This is a genomic window from Prevotella sp. P2-180 (assembly GCF_002251435.1).
GTDB lineage: Bacteria > Bacteroidota > Bacteroidia > Bacteroidales > Bacteroidaceae > Prevotella.
Window position 1 is genome coordinate 278,475 of sequence record NZ_NPJI01000110.1, and the last position, 17,032, is coordinate 295,506.

Below are 17,032 nucleotides of genomic sequence, written 5' to 3' on the forward strand. Positions count from 1 at the left end.
CTATAAAGGTTTGGATGATGAAACTATTTGCTGTAACTTTGCACCACAAAAACTAATAAGGAAAGAAAAGAAATATGAAAGTACTATTGGTAAACGGCAGCCAGCATCCCAATGGCTGCACTTATACTGCCCTCGAAGAAGTGGCGCAGGAATTACAGCGACAGGGTATTGAGACAGAGCATTTCTGGTGTGGCAACAAAGCTATAATGGGATGTGTGGGCTGTGGACATTGTAGTAAGGACAAACGTTGTTGGAACGATAACGACACGGTGAACAACTTCCTTGAAAAGGTGGCCGACACCGACGCCTTTGTGTTTGGAACTCCAGTGCACTTTGCTGGTACATCGGGATTCATAAAGCCGTTCATGGATCGTGCGTTCTGTTCAAAAGCCTCAATGTTTTTCAATAAGCCGGCTGCTGCCATCGTAAGTTGTAGAAGAGGTGGCGCACAGGGGGCTTTCGAAGACATGAACCGCTATTTCACCATTGCATGCATGCCAGTGGTTTCGTCGAAATATTGGAACGAGGTGCATGGAAATACTCCTGAAGAGGTAAAGCAAGACTTGGAAGGTATGCAGACCATGAGACAACTGGCCCGCAACATGGCGTGGATGCTGAAGTGTATTGAGGCAGGACGCAATGCCGGTGTACAATTGCCAGAACATGAGACTCCAGTGAAGACTAACTTCATCAGATAGCATCTTTGGAATGTAGAGGTTACAATTTGTCGTATAAACATTAAAGTGTCGTTAAAATATAAAAAATATTTGGCGTTTTTGTTGCAAATAATAAGATAAATGGTTATATTTGCACTGCTTAACACTAAATGTCACTAATAAATAAAGGTACTATGAATTGTAACTTGCAAACTATCCAAAAATGCCTTGATGACTATATGTCAAAGAAAGGCAAAACTTCAATTGGCGATATAGAAGCCAACATGGCGTTGGCCGTTGCCGGAGTAATGAACGACGATCAAGCACACCCAGGACGACCGCTTAGGGAACTGTTGAGAAAGCTGCGCGACACCAATGTTCTTCCACAGAACGTCAAACAACTTTATGGCTCTTGGACAATAAACCATTCAAAGACTATTGCCAAGGTGCTACAGATACTACAGTTCTGAAAACACTTATAAAAGTGTAAAACAACAATAAAAAGGCGGCTTAAACGTTAATTTCGGTTAAGCTGCCTTTACTTATACGAGTTTAATACGTCATATAATCGTTAACATATAGAAAAACAGATATTAATATGAACAAGAGTGTATTTATTATTTCACTGTCAGCTGTTCTTTTTATGAGCAGCTGCGCAAGCAAGAAAGATCTGGAAAACTGCCAGAACGAGAACCGCGAGCTTACCCGTAACTACCAGGACGCAAAAGAGCAACTGGCAGCCAACAAGGCACGAATCTCATCGCTTGAAGACCAGTTGGCACAGCAGAAGAAAGATTATGCCGCACTGCAGAGCTCTCTCGACAAGAGCCTTAGCAACGCCAGTCAGAACAATGTGAGCATCGAGAAGCTCGTAGACCAGATAAACGAGTCGAACCAGTATATCCGTCATCTCGTGGAAGTAAAGAGCAAGAGCGACTCGCTCAATATGGTGCTCACCAACAATCTCACACGCTCGCTGAGTAAGGAGGAAATGAAAGAGGTGGATGTGCAGGTGCTCAAGGGCGTAGTATACATTTCTCTAGCCGACAACATGCTCTATAAGAGTGGTTCATACGAGATTAACGACCGTGCGGCTGAAACTCTCAGCAAGATCGCAAAGATTATTAAGGACTACAAGGACTATGATGTGCTGATAGAGGGTAACACCGATGATGTGCCGGTGAACTCTGCAGCCGCATCGATGAAGAACATTAGAAACAATTGGGATCTCTCCTGCCTTCGTGCTTCAAGCGTGGTACAGGCATTGCAGAACGAGTATGGAGTAGACCCGAAACGTTTAACAGCAGGAGGCCGTGGCGAGTATAATCCGCTTACGAGCAATAATACTGAGGTGGGTAAGCAGCGAAACCGCCGCACTCAGATTATCATCACACCTAAACTCGACCAGTTTATGGACCTTATAGACAAGGCTCCCGATGCTGAGTAATCCAGCCTTGGTATAATAAAGTATCATGTTGTTTTTACATACACTTTTTACATTTTCTCATAATAAAAATATAAACTAATTTAAGCCCGGTATCATCCGTGAGGATGGTACCGGGCCTTTTTTATGCTCGGCATGAGCATTGTAAAGTTATCAAAACAGGAACCGACGTATGCAAAACCGCATGTACGATGATCAATGGCGTTTCAATCGAGCGTTGAGCTGGATAATCGACGGAATGAAGATGCAAAGCGAGAACAGGATGCTCAGTAGCAGCGACTGATTGTTGCCACCGTAGAGGTCTGTGAGCTTCATCTGAGGGTCGGGTAGAATGAGAATAAAGAAATAGGCTATGGTATTGTTAAGCCAATGGAAAACGATGCAAGGTATTGTACTGCCAGCCCTGTAATATATCCATCCGAGTATTATTCCTACCAGAAAGGCTTGGGGCATCTGTGCCGGATTGATATGTATTAAGGCAAAGAGAATGGCTGAAACGACTATTGCAACCCAATGGTATGTTGTTGTGTCGAGCAATCTGCGAAGAATGGCTCCACGAAAAACTATCTCCTCGGCCACTGGTGTGGTAATGGCCAATATGAAATATCCACCTGGAGTGTGAACCATTTTCAATAAAATGTCAGACGTAATGTCGGGCAAGTCTGGCAACTGCTCCTGTAACCACACTGCAGGAATGATCACTCCCGCCGCTGCACCCAAAGTCCATCCTAAGGATGCCATGGGTCTGTCTTTTAAGAAGTTACGTCCTACGTGACCCCAGCGGCGCCAAAGAAATAGCACTATGACAATGAGGTTTGTAAGACCAGACGATACTATTAGAGCCACCGGATGGTCGCCCTTAACTCCAAACAATGGCGCTATGGTGTCAGTTATTCGCGACAATACTATCATCAAGGCCATAAAGACCGCGAGATAGAAAATAATATCATATACTGTTTTTTTCATATTGATGTGTTTATTGTCTTCAATACCTCCTCCTTGTCTTTTTTTAACTGTTCTGCAAGGGCGGAGGCACTATTGAACTTACGTTCGCCGCGAATCTTCGCAAGGAATGCCACGTCGATACTGCGGCCGTAGATGTTTTCAGAGAAGTTGAAGATGTGTGCCTCTATTGTGCGGCGTTTGCCGTTGAATGTAGGACGAGTGCCAATGTTCAACATGGCTGGTCCAATGTATGACACACAGGGAACACTCACTTTCACAGCATATACACCATCAGCCGGCAGCAGCTTGTTGGCATCGTCCACCTCCAAGTTGGCTGTGGGAAATCCTATTGTAGTACCTATATGCTCGCCGTCAACCACATGCCCTCTCAGTGTGTAGTGATAGCCAAGACATCGCGAGGCAAGTCCAACTTCTCCTTCACTCAGAAGTGAACGCACCACCGATGAACTAACGCTAACGCCTTCAAGCACGAATGGGTCGCCACGCCTCACTTCCATGCCCATCTCGCGACCATAGCGTTCATAATCGGCAAAACCCTCGCTACGGTTGTGGCCAAAACGATGGTCGTAGCCAGTAAATAACACCTTTGTCAACAGACTATCTGCAAGTATCGTTTGCATAAATTCACGAGCCGACAGACTGGCCATTTCCTTGTCAAAAGGCAATACTACACAGTTGTTGATACCGGTTTTGTCCAAAAGAAGAAGCTTTTCCTCTTGTGTCGACAGAAGGCAGGGATGGAAGTCGGTAGACACCACTTGGCGCGGATGGCGGTCGAAAGTGACCACGGTAGATTCTAATCCTTGCTGCTCAGCCTCTTTCCTGACTGCTGCTATGAGATGGCGATGGCCAAGATGAACACCGTCGAAAAAGCCTATTGTTGCAACACATGGCTTCAGTCTTGTTATGCCTTCACCGAATACTATTGTCTTCATCGTCTTAGTCTCCTGAATATTTCCCCGAGTATCATTACGGGTGAAGTTCCGGCAATAATCATTATCCAAGTATCAAGGTCGAGGGGCACCGTACGGAACATCTTTCCGCCAAACTCCACTATTAGCCATTGTCCGGCAAGAATCACGGCAAGCACAAAAAGGAGACCTCTGTCGGACATGAACTTGTGGAATGCCGAACGGCGCGAGCCGAATGCTTTGGCGTTGAAGAGGTTCCACCACTGTAGCATGACAAATATTGTGAAGAACACCGTGAGCTCTTCCACCGAAATGCCCTTAACACGCTCAAACCACCAGAGCAGTGCTAACATCACGCCGAAAAACAACAATCCAACGGCACCTATAGCCCATCCCATGCCACGACCGATGATGAATTCGGTCTGTTTTCTTGGTTTTTCTTTCATTACTTCACTTTCTGGCGGGAGCGAAGCAAGGGCCATGGCGGCAAAAGTGTCCATGATGAGGTTCACCCAAAGCATTTGCGTTATGGTGAGTGGCAATTCTGTGCCTATGAAAGAGCCTCCAAGCACGAGGAGCAAGGCGGTGACGTTTACCACGAGTTGGAAGAAAATAAAGCGCTGGATGTTTTTGTAAAGCGAGCGTCCCCACTCGACGGCTTTCACTATGCTACTGAAAGAGTCGTCGATAAGCGTCATGTCTGATGCGTTTTTCGCCACACTCGTGCCCGAGCCCAACGAGAGTCCAACATGAGCGTGGTTGAGTGCCGGCGCATCGTTGGTACCGTCGCCTGTGACAGCCACCACTTCCCCATGTTTCTGCAACATGTTCACCAGTCGCTGCTTGTCAGTAGGGCGTGCGCGGCTCATCACCTTTAATTGTTGTACGCGTAGGAAAGCGTCCTCGTCGCTCAGTGAGGCGAAGTCTGGACCTGTAATCTGTGCTCCGTCGGGTATTCTGTCGTTCCAAATACCAATCTGTCGCGCAATCTCTATGGCAGTGGCAGATGTGTCGCCAGTCACAATCTTTACGTCTATGCCGGCCTTCCTGCATTGCATCACAGCCCCAGGCACTTCCTTTCTCAGAGGGTCGCTGATGGCTGCCACAGCTTGGAGCGTAAGGCTTTGGTCGTTGTCTTGGAGGCGATATTCGGTCACTGACTTGTCAACAACCTTGCAGGCGAATGCAAGAGTACGCATGGCTTTCGTCTGATAGCCAAGCAACTGCCTTTGGAGTTCGCGCAGCCTAGTCTCGTCGAGTTGACAATGGGCAGCTATTATCTCCGGAGCACCTTTTGCGAAGAGGTATCTCTTTCCGTCAACATCTGCGATAGTGGCCATATATTTGTGTTCGGTGGAAAATGGCAACTGCCATACCTTTGAAATAGCCGACCTGAGAGCGAGATAGTCCTCGCCGCTGTCTCTTAGCCAAAGCAGTAGGGCAGCCTCTGTAGGATTGCCAATGGTCTTTTCGCCGTCGAGTTCGGCGGTGGAGTTAACGGCAATGGCAGTCTTCAGTAATTCCATATCGTCTACAGTCGACATCTCGCTCACTTGCATTTTGTTCTCAGTCAGCGTGCCGGTTTTGTCGGTACATATTACTGTCACTGCTCCCATGGTCTCGCAGGCGTGCAGCTTTCTCACAAGATTGTTGGATTTCAGCATCCTGCGCATGTTAAGTGCGAGAGCAAGGGTCACTGCCATCGGAAGTCCCTCAGGTACGGCCATTACTATCAGAGTGACAGCCATCATGAAGTACTTCAGCACCACCTCAGCCATTTTAAGCCACTGGTCGGTATGCCAAAGAGGGTTGGTAAGTATGTCATGGCCTAGGAATCCTACGAAGGCGAGTATCGACACGGCTGAGCCCACCTTACTTATCATTTTGGCCAGTTTGTCAAGTTGAAGGTTCAGGGGAGTCTTCACCTGAGTCATCTCAGTAGACTTTGTAGCCACTTTCCCTATCTCGGTGGAGTCGCCAACGGCTGTCACACGCATCCTGCCCGAACCGTTCATCACCATTGTTGAACGCAGGACAATATTCGACGGATAAGTGGCTCCGTCGTTTCTCACTTCTACAAACTTCGAGATGATGGGTTCGCCTGTGAGCGCCGACTCGTCTATCTGTAAGTCGGTGGCCTCAAACAGTCGCCCGTCGGCAGGTACTTCATCGCCTACACCCAGCAGCACCACATCACCTACCACCACTTCACGCCTTGGAATCTCCACCACCCTGTCGCATCTTAACACTTTTACAGGTTGTTCCTCACCAAGAGCTGTGAGTTCGTCAAACCGTCTTGCAGCGTCTCGTTCGAAGTAGAAGCCAACCGTGGTTGCAAAGAAAATGGCTATAAAGATGCCGATGGCTTCGACATAATCGTTTTCGATGACAGCCAATCCAAGAGATATGGCTGCAGCCACTAATAAGATTTTAATGATGGGATCGTTGTATTTCTCAAGATACAAGCGCCAAAGGGATGTCTTCTTTGGCGGGGTAAGCACGTTTTCTCCATGCTTCTGTCTGCTATCAGCCACATCTTTGTCGCTGAGTCCTCTTGCTGAAAATTTTTCTTTCACTTCAAAATAATAATGGTTTATTGGGTGCAAAATTACTAATAAAATAGGTGAAACGATATTATATTTGATTTTTTTAGTCTTTTTTGCAAAAAATATTTGGTATTTTCAACTATTCTTTGTACCTTTGCACCCGAAATAAAGCCACAAAGGCATTTTTCATCGGGCTTTTAGCTCAGTTGGTTAGAGCAACAGACTCATAATCTGGAGGTCCTAGGTTCAAGCCCTAGATGGCCCACCTTCAAAAGAAAGCAGTTAAGTAATCTCTTAGCTGCTTTCTTTTTTATGCGCAAACAATACCACAATTAGTTGTGAACAGAATAAGGCACTCAGTCCCCGCTGATTCTACCGCATATAATATACCATAATCTCCTCCGCTAGTTGGCAGAGCTGTTCTGGCTTAAGGTTACCATAGGTGTTCCACACTTTCTTGCAATGAGGAAGCAGTGGGTCGTCAGATGATACCGACTGGCGCGATATGAACGGATCGAGATGGAGATAGATGGTGAGCACATGAACCACGGTGGAGGCTGGCTGGTCGATGAGGCGGGCAAGATGAATGACCTCAGGAGTCTCTGGCACCATGGTAAGTGGGGTGAGGCGGAAATATAGGTCGAGAATGAGTACAAGGGCTATGGGCTGGAGACCACTATCGTTGACAGGACGGAAGTCGCGTTCGAAGCTCTCAACGGTCTCCACTCCTTCATAAAACTCATCGGCACTTCCAAAACCTTTCATCGAACGTAGCAACCGTACTGCACGCGATAGTTTGCGGGGATTGTCGCCATACTCGTCCCAAATGCGCTCTATGCGAGGCGTACTCAGGGTCTCAATATCCATCTGGCGTGCCAATATTTCCTTCGGATGAATGTGCAGCTCAAGGCTGAGGTCTACGGCTGCCTTGGCATAAAGAGGTTTTACGCCGGTGGGGCGTCGCATGTAAAGCTGCATGACATAAAGCCAATAGTCGTCGTTCCAATTTGATTTTCTCGCCATACTTTATATTATTAGAGGTTATTTTCTGTTGCAAATATACTACTTTTTTCGATTCAAGTTACCAAAAAATGGGCTTATTTGCAAAAAAACGGTAAAAAAGCTTTCACAAATGCTATATTTATTTTGATTTCTCAACCATTTGTTGTAATTTTGCACCCAAGAAACAGAATTTTCAAGGGTCCTGATAGTTCAATGGATAGAACAACTCTCTCCTAAAGAGTAGATCCGGGTTCGATTCCCGGTCGGGATACCACATCTAACTGTTACATTTTTATTAACCACCTCCCAATGCCATACGGACAATGAGATATGCCGATGTCGTTCTTCCACTACCGTTAGAGGGATTTTTCACTTATTCTATACCAGAGTCTTTCCTGCAGGAAGGACTTGTGGGATGTAGAGTAGTCGTGCCTTTTGGAAAAACAAAGACATATGTAGCTCTTGTGGTCCGAATCCACGACATCACACCTAAGGGATATAAGGTCAAACCCCTTAAGCAGAGGATTGACCAAAGTCCCATTGTCAACGCATTGCAGCTGAATTTATGGACTTGGATTTCCAGTTATTATCTCTCGGCCATGGGCGACATCTACAAGGCTGCCTTGCCTTCAGGCCTCAAGGCTGAAGATGGCTATAAACCTTCTACCGAATTGTATGTGGCACTGGCTCCCGCCTTTCAGAGCGAACCCTCGCTGCATATTGCACTAAATATGCTGAAAAGGGCTACAAAACAACTCGATGCCTTTACCTGCTTCCTGCATCTCTCCCATTGGGACGAGATAGGAGTGGACGTACAGACTGAAAAAATAGTGGAAATAACAAGAGACGAACTGGTGAATGCCTCGGCACAGACACTGAACGTCATAAACGAGCTTGTAAAACGTGGACTGCTTGTTACATACGAAAAGGAGGTTGGACGACTTAACGATGGAGGCGAACCGCATCCGGAACGCGTCAACAAGCTTAATCCGGCACAGCAGAAAGCTATGGACGAGATAAGGCTGAAGATGGAGTCGAAGAACTGTGTGTTGCTACACGGAGTGACGTCGAGCGGAAAAACCGAAATATACATTAACCTCATACAACAGGAGATAGAACACGGGCGACAGGTGCTCTACTTGCTGCCTGAAATAGCACTGACCGTACAGATTATGAGTCGCCTGAAAAAGGTGTTTGGAAGAAGGCTCGGCATTTATCACTCGAAATACTCCGATGCAGAACGTGTGGAGATTTGGCAAAAACAACTCTCCGACGAACCTTACGATGTAATACTCGGGGCAAGGTCGGCAGTGCTGCTCCCGTTTCAAAGGTTGGGATTGGTGATTGTCGATGAGGAACACGAGACAAGCTATAAGCAGCAAGACCCAGCCCCGCGTTATCATGCGCGTAGCGTGGCTCTCGTGCTGGCCCAAATGACAGGGGCGAAAACACTGCTCGGCACAGCCACGCCAAGCATTGAAACATATAGGAATGCCACCACGGGAAAATACGGGCTCGTGAATCTTACAACACGATACAGTGGAGTGGAACTGCCGGAAACAGAGATTGTGGACATTGGCGACCTTAGGCGCAGAAAGATGATGGCAGGTATGTTCTCGCCATTATTATTAGGAAAGATTAGGGAGGCTATCGAACGTGGAGAACAGGCCATCGTGTTCCAGAACAGACGCGGATATGCTCCTCTGATAGAGTGCAAGCAATGTGGATGGGTGCCTCATTGCAACCACTGCGACGTGAGCCTCACACTGCATAAGACCACCAACCAACTGGTGTGTCATTACTGCGGTTTCACCTACCAGGTGCCCGACATTTGTCCTGCATGCGGCTGCAAGGAGCTGCGACCGAAAGGCAGCGGCACAGAACGTATAGAGGATGCCCTGCATGAGGCTTTCCCCGAGGCTAACATTGCCCGAATGGACCTTGACACCACACGAACGCGCAACGCTTACGAGAGAATCATCCGCGACTTCTCGGCCGGCAGGACAAACATTCTCATCGGAACGCAGATGGTCACAAAAGGTCTTGACTTCGACAAGGTGAGCGTGGTGGGAATACTTAATGCCGACAACATGCTCAACTATCCCGACTTCAGGGCTTACGAGCACGCATATATGATGATGGCGCAAGTGGGAGGACGTGCGGGAAGAAGAGGCAAGAGGGGACTTGTGGTGATACAGACCTACTCGCCCAACTTACCTGTCATAAGTCAAGTGACGAGAGGTGACTATCTCGGAATGTACAACGACCAGCTCTCCGAGCGCCTACAATTTCATTATCCGCCTTTCTATCATCTCATATACCTATATATGAAGCATAGCAACGACAAGACAGTAGAAATGGCGGCCGTCGAGGTGTCGTCATGGCTGCGACAGTGGTTTGGCGACAGGGTAAAAGGGCCGGTTAAGCCTGATGTGGGAAAGATAAAAACGCTTAACATACGCATGGTGGTGCTGAAACTGGAAAACGGTATAGACATGGCAAAGGTGAGGCAGTATCTGAAGCGAGCACGCGAAGCCATACTTGCTGACAAACGCTATTCTACACTTACCATTTATTTCGATGTAGATCCTGTATAAGAAACATTATAGTACTAACATTTTTATATATTATCACTTATGGATATTACAGTATTGTTCAAACTAACCTACGGACTGTATGTCGTAGGAACATTCGACGGCGAACGCCCAGTCGGATGTATCATCAACACATGTTTTCAGGTGACGAGCCAAAACCCAATTCTCGCCGTCTCACTCAACAAAAACAACTACACTCTCGAAGCTATCAGAAAGACAAAGCGTTTCTCGCTCTCCATCATTGCCGAGGACTCCGACCCAGCAGTGATCGGCGGTTTCGGTTATCGTTCGAGCCGCGATTGCGACAAATATGAAGATTTCGGCTATACCACGGTAGAGGGAGCTCCGATAGTGAATGGAAAGTTTGCCGGCCGATTGATTCTCGATGCTATAAACTTTGTAGACAATGAGACCCATTATGTAGTGTTTGCACGCCTTGTGGAAACCGTTCAGGGTGAAGGCACTCCCATGACCTACGACTATTTCCATCGTGTGATAAAAGGCAAGGCGCCAAAGAACGCTCCTACATATGTGGAAGAAGACACCAAGCCGGCAGAGGAGAAGACGTCGGCTGAAGACGTGAAGAAGCACCGCTATCAGTGCATCGTGTGCGGCCACATAGTAGAGGCTGAAGGCAATCTCCCAGCCGACTATACCTGTCCGCTTTGCAAGGCTCCCAAAGACAGGTTTGAGAGGGTGATGGAGTGAGGATTGAGTAGAGAGAAGTGAGATTTATCCTTAAAACTGAAAATAGATAAACGGTTGAATCTCACTGCTCTTCACTTGGACAATAACATAAGCCACTGCAACAAGAACAAATACCTGAAGCAATAGACCGCCTGATTTCAATACCAATACACAACGACTGAGCAAACGGTTGCTGATATAGTGTGAAGCATAGCCAAAAGCCATAAGTGCCATCACTATCCAATAACTCTTCATTACTTCAGACGCCATCTCTATGTGAAAACTTCCGACAATCTGTGTGATCATCGTCATACAGGAACCAAGGTCGGGCATGCGGAACACCATGAACAACAGGGCTACGGCATGGAACGTAAACACTACTCCAGCCACACGTCTTATGCCACGAGACCTATAATGGCGACTGCGCCCCAACACAGTCTGGCTGAAGAACTTATGGAAGGCTAACAACACTCCATGCACTCCACCCCACACCACGAAATTCCAGCTTGCGCCATGCCATAAACCACATAGCAGCATCGACGATAGCAGGTTGATATACGTGCGCACACAGCCATGGCGGTTGCCGCCAAAAGCAATATACACATAGTCACGTATCCACGAAGACAGTGAGATGTGCCATCTGCGCCAAAACTCGGTCACACTGGCACTCTTAAATGGAGCATTGAAGTTGTCGGGGAAGTGAAATCCTAACAACAGGGCAATGCCAATGGCCATGTCGCTGTAGCCACTGAAGTCGCAGTAAATCTGTAAGGTATAGCCATAAATGCCCAGAAGGTTTTCGAAGCCAGTATATAGCTGTGGATTATCAAACACGCGGTCTACAAAGTTTAAGCTAATGTAGTCGCTTATTATCGCTTTCTTTGTCAGGCCCATAGCAATCATCATCACGCCGCGGGCCATCATCGTCTCGCTCACACCACCACGTCGGCGAATCTGCGGAATAAAGTCGCGTGCCCTGACAATAGGACCCGCAACCAACTGTGGAAAAAACGACACGTAGAAGGCATAGTCGAGCCATGAACCTACAGGCTTCAGACGCCGGCGATAAACGTCTATCGTGTAGCTCATGCTTTGGAAAGTGAAGAAACTGATGCCCACGGGCAGCACAATGTCAAGGGGCTGAAATTGTCCGCCGGCAAGTCCGGAAATTATAGACCCGAAGAAGTTGGTGTATTTGAAATAAAACAGTAGGCCGAGGTCGGTGAGTATGCTTAGCGAGAGCAATATTCCTCTGCCCTTAGTGGCGCGCGCTATCCAGCATGCTATGAGATAGTCGGTGGTGGTGACTATTGCCAGCAACACAACATGCATGCCGCTACTCTTGTAGTAGAAGTAATAGGAGAAGAGTGTGACAAACAGCAACTTTGCCGTAGTCTTTCCCGACAATATGTAGTATATGAGCGTGAACACCACAAACATGGCGAGGAACAGTCCGCTACTGAAAATCATCGGCGATGCCTTGTCGTAAGTTAGCTGTTTTGTAAGCTTTTGCCATAAGTCGCTCCCATTGTCGGCAGTCTCCTCCACATCTTGCGTAGAGTCAGCGGCGAATAGTGAGTCGGTGGCTTGTTTCTCTCCCTTGGTATGGGCAGTGGCTATGCAGTCTGCTGTTTTTTCGGCGGCAACGGCCTGTGTGTCAACGGTTTTCACTCCCATCAGTTCCTTACACATTATCTCAGCAATATGTTTTCCACCTTCGAAGTTTATGTGAATATAGTCCTTGTTCGCCCATCCCCTTTCTACATACTTGGCCATAGACTCGTCGCCTCCCATGGCATTGAAGAGGTCGAAAAAGGCCACTCCGCTCTCAGAGGCTATCTGTCGCTGGTATCGCGCCAGCTTCTTTACCGCGTTCATGGTGCGTATTCCGTCGGCCGAGCGTTGGTCGCGGTCGCTCACGTTACACACCATTATCGAAGCTCCGGGACACGCACGTTTCATCTTTTCCACTATCTCCGTCATCTTCTTTATATAAGCCTTGTAAAACGATTCCGGATTGCCGTCCACTGCACAGTTTATTCCGTAGTGGATGATTATCAGGTCGTAAGGTCTCATGCGGTAGAACTGTCTCAGTGTGGCATCTGGTATCTTTGCCAACGAGAATCCAGGCAGTCCACGCAGTCCGAGGTTGTCCACCACAATACCCTTCACAGGTTCGAGCGACGCGCCGAACACGGTAGTTCCCTCGCCCGCCTCTATGTTGTATGTTATGGCATCCGCCTTGCCGTAGGTCTCCAAGTATTGAATGTTTGGCGACGGCTGGAATTCATGTCTTACAGCGCTGGAGTCGTTGCCGATGGTCACGGTCATGGGCTCTTGTGTTTTAAACCATAGCCTTGCCTTTTGCCACGTAGACCGCCTTTTGCGGAAGGTCAATGACTTATAGGTCACCCTTGCGTGTCTGTTCAGCGTATAGTATTTTTGGTTAATGCCTTGTCTGCTGCTGTCGAAAGGCTTTTCGTTTGTGAGATGAGGCGTAAAGCCGTCAGACACGATTTTCACTGTTGGTCTGAAGCCGTTGGTGCCTTTTGCGCAATCTACCCATCCCACTCCGCAACCCCCATATCGCTTTTGGAGTATGTCGCGAATGTCGGCTGTTAGTATGTCTCCCTCTATAAACGAGTCGCCGTAGTAAGCTATTCTCACAGGTCGCCCCATCGTCTCCACGCTGTCGAGACATTCGTAGAAGTGTCCCAGTCCGCCGCTGTTGCCTCCTGAGTAGTCTGTGATGATATCGTTTGGAGCTGTCACCACCTTCTTTGCTGTTGTCTGCTGCGCCTGTAAAGAGTCGGCGGTGGCTACTGATGGTACTTCGGGCAGCGGTGGCAGATTGTCGTTTATCTGTTTAAGGTCGTCGATGTCAGAGAGTATCTTCACCTCTCTAAGTTTATAGTCGCCAATGGTAATGGCTGGCATTTGATACATGGCGAGCAGTGCTACAAATACCAAAGCCACTGTAATGAATACCGTGGCATGCGACCTGAATATGTTATTATTGTTGTTGTTCTCCACTATTATTTCCTATTATCCTTGAAAAAGAGGTGCAAAGTTACATATTATTTATCATATTAGCAAATCAAAGCCCCCTATTTATTTGAATAACTCTTATTTTTTTAACTACGAACAAGCGAGAGTATGAAGTCGGCAATAGTTTTCAGGGCATCTGCTGACACAGGAGCCTTGATTGAGGAGTATTCGTCGGTGGTACCTTTTTCACATGGCAGCATCAGATGATTCATCCCTTTTATTTCCTTGGTTACCACATTTGACCTGTTTCGAGTGATGCGCATCAAGTTGTCGCGATTCAAGCCCCAATTCGCCATAATGTCCTTGTCTCCGCCAATGGCAAGTATTGGAATGTTTACATTGCTGATATAGTTTTCTGGGTTGTAGCGTATGAAGAACCTGTACCAGGCAGATGTGGCATTGATGGCATATGAGTAGATAGGGAAACGAAAATGGTCAAATTCGCCTACATTCAGGCTCTTGAAGTATGCGTCGTCTTTCGGTTTCCATTCGTTGTAAGTATCCCACAAGGCTTTGGATAAGGTGGCACTGTCAGCTTCTGCATATTTGTATGCCACATGAAACATAAGGTCGTTAATCTCGTCATAGCGGCGCTTGTTGTAATCTGGTATTGGAGATGTTGCCACTATATCTTTGTTTTGTTTGAGCAGTGCGGATAGCCCGTCTGTGAGCAGTCCGCAGGCAGAGACAATGAAAGCCACGTTGGCACACTTTGAAGCGGCAATAATGGCAGCGGCAGCTCCCTCACTGTGTCCGAGCAGTCCTATTCGTGTTTTGTTTATTTCGGGACGGGTTTTCAGGTATTCAACAGCAGCCAATGCATCGTTGGCAAAATCGGCGGTAGTGGAAGAAGAATAGTCACCAGTTGTTTCTCCAACGCCTCTGTCATCTACCCTAAGTACAGCGATTCCCCTTTGCGACAAGTATTCTGCAATTTCCTTGAACACTTTGTGCCCAGCCATAGTTCCGTCGCGATCTTGTGGATTGGTGCCGGATACTATTACGACAGCAGGAACGCCTTCCTCCCTTTCGGGAAAGAAGGCGTTTGATTGAGTTGAAAGTGTTGCTCCGTAAGTGATGTTGTCTTTTTTAAAGTAGACATTTTTTGACGTTACAGCATTTTCCTGTTTTATGGCATTGATTATAAAACTAAGTTCATCGACCAATGCTGAGGGACTACCAAAATATCCGTTGCTAACCCATCGTGCGTTTCCGTTGCCGTCGATAACCATCTTCATGGGGATTCCGCTTGTGTTGAACTGCTTGGCGTATGTGGAATAAACCTTTTCGTTCTTTCCCTCGTCGGTAGGGCTGTCGATGCACACCTGGAAATTGTACCCCTTCTCCTTTATAAAGTCTGCTATCTTTTGCCTGAAGTTTTTTTCGGTCTCCATGGTGGCTACGAACAAGAACACAACATCTTTGTCATCCTTATATTTGTCTACAGCCATCTGCATTCCCGGCATGGCCGCCTTGCATGGTCCGCACCATGTAGCCCAAAAGTCGATGATCACGGTCTTGCCCTTTAACGAGTTCATGTCTATGGTCTTTCCTTCGAGTGTCTCCAGTGTAAACAGTTCGACAGGCTGACAAATCATGCTTTTTAAAGCCTTTTCCCTTGCAACGGCAAGATCTGCAGCCGATTTTAGACTTTCGAGATATGCGTCAAAACCATTCTCCGACCCGTTAGTCTTGACATAATCCTTTTTTAAGATGTCTAACATTTCAGGACTTGCGGCATTGTCGTTGAGGGCCGCTTTTATGAGAGGCATGATTTCAGTGTCGCGTCTGCATTTACCAAGCAACTCTACCCTGAATGCATTGAAGTCAGCCGATTTTGTGGTAAAGTATGTGGCAAGAGTGTCGGTCAAAGCCATCGCCTCGTCTTTCTTGCCTACTCCGTCGAGAATCTTTGCATAGTCAAACCATGCGTTGCGATAGTCGCTATAGAGTTTTTCTCTCCATTCAGCAGGAGAATAGATGAGTTCGTCGGTGGTGCGCTCGCGATTGAATATGGCATCGCGAATCATCTTCGCCATCGGGTAAATCTTTTCGGCAGTGACGTCTCCACGTCCGAACGGAATCTGCACGATGTGCCAGAAGTATGTCGCAAGCGATGAGATTGGCGAAACAGGAATGGCTTTTTCCAGGTTAGCATAGCTGTTTTTCTTCATTATGGGAGTGTAGACGTACACCCTGAGCATGTTACCATACCAGTGGTCGAACATATCGTCTACATGAAACCTGTTCTTATACTCATCGAAAGGATAATTCTTCATAAACTTCTCGAAAGCCTTTGTCTTGTCCTCAGCCTTATCCATGAAGAGAGTCTTTATATCGAGTTCACGCTGGTATTCGCCTCCAGCATAACGTGAGTTGAGTTCTCCTATGCAATACTGTGAAAGCGAGTCGTTGTGAAGCATGTTCTGACAGATGTCGAGAGCCTGAAGCATAAACCTCTCGTCCACATGTGCCGATTTTTCTATGTCGAGCACGAGTTTCATGTTCTTTGTCAGGTTTTCCTTTGCCTTATAGGCAGTGTCATTACCGAATATATGCGATGCAAACCAGAAGACGCGTGGCAGTTCGCCAGGATTGGAGCGCAGCTCGTTGTTTATCCACATCGACACCACTTCGGGTTCTATTCTGCGGTATGGCAGGTGCTGAACGCTGGGTATTGACCATCTTGCGGTGTTTTTCCCTCGGAGCAAAGCCCATCCTATATTGGCCGAAGGCATGTTTTGTCCGTTGCTATTTCTGCAGAACCATGCATACTGCCATTCCTCGCCGCCAACATCCACGGTGTCGCGGTCGTAGTATTTCCATGCCAGCAGAGCCGTTTTGTCAGGCACGCTGACTACCGACCGTATTTTTCCGTCGTCGGTTTTCTCGAGTTTCATGTCCTGTGCTTCCCAGTGGTAGTCACGCCAGAAATACACCACACCCTTTATATCGTCGCTTTTGTTTAGGAGCGACAATTTCGGGTTTAACGTAATTGTAATATTATCACCTGGATGAACTGTCTCTGGTGATACACTGAATGTATTCTCCTGTTCCGCTTTTTCCTGTTGGGCATAGAGAGTGGTTGCGAATACGGCAATGATCGCCGTAAGAATAATCTTTTTCACGTTGTTGTTATCTATTAGTTTATAAGTTTCGTATTTGCTCATCTGTCAGA

At 47.2% G+C, this 17,032-nt stretch carries 11 protein-coding genes, 2 tRNA genes and 1 pseudogene; 7 read left to right on the forward strand and 7 right to left on the reverse strand.

What is annotated here, in order from left to right; all coding sequences use genetic code 11:
- The first annotated feature begins 74 nt into the window (after positions 1-74).
- From CIK98_RS16400 to CIK98_RS16410, 3 genes are all read left to right on the forward strand, one after another.
- Positions 75-698, forward strand: a complete 624-nt coding sequence (locus CIK98_RS16400; protein ID WP_094386152.1) for a flavodoxin family protein — start codon at positions 75-77, stop codon at positions 696-698.
- A 197-nt stretch (positions 699-895) separates the two neighbouring features.
- Positions 896-1,126, forward strand: a complete 231-nt coding sequence (locus tag CIK98_RS16405; RefSeq protein ID WP_172410002.1) for a hypothetical protein — start codon at positions 896-898, stop codon at positions 1,124-1,126.
- Positions 1,127-1,254: 128 nt separating this feature from the next.
- A complete protein-coding gene (locus tag CIK98_RS16410) occupies positions 1,255-2,103 on the forward strand; it encodes an OmpA family protein (protein WP_094386156.1) in 849 nt (282 codons plus the stop codon).
- 192 nt (positions 2,104-2,295) lie between these two features.
- Here CIK98_RS16410 and CIK98_RS16415 read toward each other — a convergent pair whose 3' ends face one another.
- The 3 genes from CIK98_RS16415 to CIK98_RS16425 are packed head-to-tail and all read right to left on the reverse strand — an operon-like array spanning position 2,296 to position 6,553.
- Positions 2,296-3,066: a CPBP family intramembrane glutamic endopeptidase gene (locus CIK98_RS16415; protein WP_094386158.1), complete on the reverse strand. Its 771-nt coding sequence runs from the start codon at positions 3,064-3,066 to the stop codon at positions 2,296-2,298.
- A complete protein-coding gene (locus tag CIK98_RS16420) occupies positions 3,063-4,001 on the reverse strand; it encodes a bifunctional riboflavin kinase/FAD synthetase (RefSeq protein WP_094386160.1) in 939 nt (312 codons plus the stop codon). The genes CIK98_RS16415 and CIK98_RS16420 overlap by 4 nt, the downstream gene beginning before the upstream one ends.
- Positions 3,998-6,553 carry a calcium-translocating P-type ATPase, PMCA-type gene (locus CIK98_RS16425; protein WP_094386162.1) on the reverse strand — a complete coding sequence of 852 codons (2,556 nt, stop codon included), beginning with the start codon at positions 6,551-6,553 and terminating at the stop codon, positions 3,998-4,000. Before CIK98_RS16425 ends, CIK98_RS16420 begins: the two co-directional genes overlap by 4 nt.
- A gap of 161 nt (positions 6,554-6,714) precedes the next feature.
- Between CIK98_RS16425 and CIK98_RS16430 the strand changes: the two genes are divergently transcribed.
- Positions 6,715-6,788, forward strand: a tRNA-Ile gene (locus CIK98_RS16430).
- Positions 6,789-6,895: 107 nt separating this feature from the next.
- On the opposite strand, the gene CIK98_RS16435 is transcribed toward CIK98_RS16430, so the two are convergent.
- A complete protein-coding gene (locus tag CIK98_RS16435; protein ID WP_094386164.1) occupies positions 6,896-7,546 on the reverse strand; it encodes a hypothetical protein in 651 nt (216 codons plus the stop codon).
- Positions 7,547-7,724: 178 nt separating this feature from the next.
- On the opposite strand from CIK98_RS16435, the gene CIK98_RS16440 reads away from it, so the two are divergent.
- The 3 genes from CIK98_RS16440 (at position 7,725) to CIK98_RS16450 (ending at position 10,827) form a co-directional block, all read left to right on the forward strand.
- Positions 7,725-7,799 (forward strand) — tRNA-Arg (locus CIK98_RS16440).
- A 49-nt stretch (positions 7,800-7,848) separates the two neighbouring features.
- On the forward strand, positions 7,849-10,122 hold the full coding sequence (gene priA, locus CIK98_RS16445) for a primosomal protein N' (protein WP_094386166.1): 2,274 nt from the start codon (positions 7,849-7,851) through the stop codon (positions 10,120-10,122).
- Positions 10,123-10,161: 39 nt separating this feature from the next.
- A complete protein-coding gene (locus CIK98_RS16450; protein WP_094386168.1) occupies positions 10,162-10,827 on the forward strand; it encodes a flavin reductase in 666 nt (221 codons plus the stop codon).
- A gap of 30 nt (positions 10,828-10,857) precedes the next feature.
- Here CIK98_RS16450 and CIK98_RS18810 read toward each other — a convergent pair whose 3' ends face one another.
- The 3 genes and pseudogenes from CIK98_RS18810 to CIK98_RS18555 all read right to left on the reverse strand — a co-directional run bounded on the left by CIK98_RS18810 (position 10,858) and on the right by CIK98_RS18555 (position 17,024).
- A complete protein-coding gene (locus CIK98_RS18810) occupies positions 10,858-12,276 on the reverse strand; it encodes an MBOAT family protein (RefSeq protein WP_253249771.1) in 1,419 nt (472 codons plus the stop codon).
- A 258-nt stretch (positions 12,277-12,534) separates the two neighbouring features.
- Positions 12,535-13,752, reverse strand: a pseudogene (locus CIK98_RS19095) (GDSL-type esterase/lipase family protein); the annotation flags it as partial.
- 188 nt (positions 13,753-13,940) lie between these two features.
- On the reverse strand, positions 13,941-17,024 hold the full coding sequence (locus tag CIK98_RS18555; RefSeq protein ID WP_216358982.1) for an alpha/beta fold hydrolase: 3,084 nt from the start codon (positions 17,022-17,024) through the stop codon (positions 13,941-13,943).
- Positions 17,025-17,032 lie beyond the last annotated feature (8 nt).

What these genes read in the sequence shown, in the direction of transcription:
- CIK98_RS16400 (WP_094386152.1), top strand. Translation starts at nt 75, where the DNA reads ATGAAAGTACTATTGGTAAACGGCAGCCAGCATCCCAATGGCTGCACT.
- CIK98_RS16405 (WP_172410002.1), top strand. Translation starts at nt 896, where the DNA reads ATGTCAAAGAAAGGCAAAACTTCAATTGGCGATATAGAAGCCAACATG.
- CIK98_RS16410 (WP_094386156.1), top strand. Translation starts at nt 1,255, where the DNA reads ATGAACAAGAGTGTATTTATTATTTCACTGTCAGCTGTTCTTTTTATG.
- CIK98_RS16415 (WP_094386158.1), bottom strand. Translation starts at nt 3,066, where the DNA reads ATGAAAAAAACAGTATATGATATTATTTTCTATCTCGCGGTCTTTATG.
- CIK98_RS16420 (WP_094386160.1), bottom strand. Translation starts at nt 4,001, where the DNA reads ATGAAGACAATAGTATTCGGTGAAGGCATAACAAGACTGAAGCCATGT.
- CIK98_RS16435 (WP_094386164.1), bottom strand. Translation starts at nt 7,546, where the DNA reads ATGGCGAGAAAATCAAATTGGAACGACGACTATTGGCTTTATGTCATG.
- priA (WP_094386166.1), top strand. Translation starts at nt 7,849, where the DNA reads ATGAGATATGCCGATGTCGTTCTTCCACTACCGTTAGAGGGATTTTTC.
- CIK98_RS16450 (WP_094386168.1), top strand. Translation starts at nt 10,162, where the DNA reads ATGGATATTACAGTATTGTTCAAACTAACCTACGGACTGTATGTCGTA.
- CIK98_RS18810 (WP_253249771.1), bottom strand. Translation starts at nt 12,276, where the DNA reads ATGATTTTCAGTAGCGGACTGTTCCTCGCCATGTTTGTGGTGTTCACG.
- CIK98_RS18555 (WP_216358982.1), bottom strand. Translation starts at nt 17,024, where the DNA reads ATGAGCAAATACGAAACTTATAAACTAATAGATAACAACAACGTGAAA.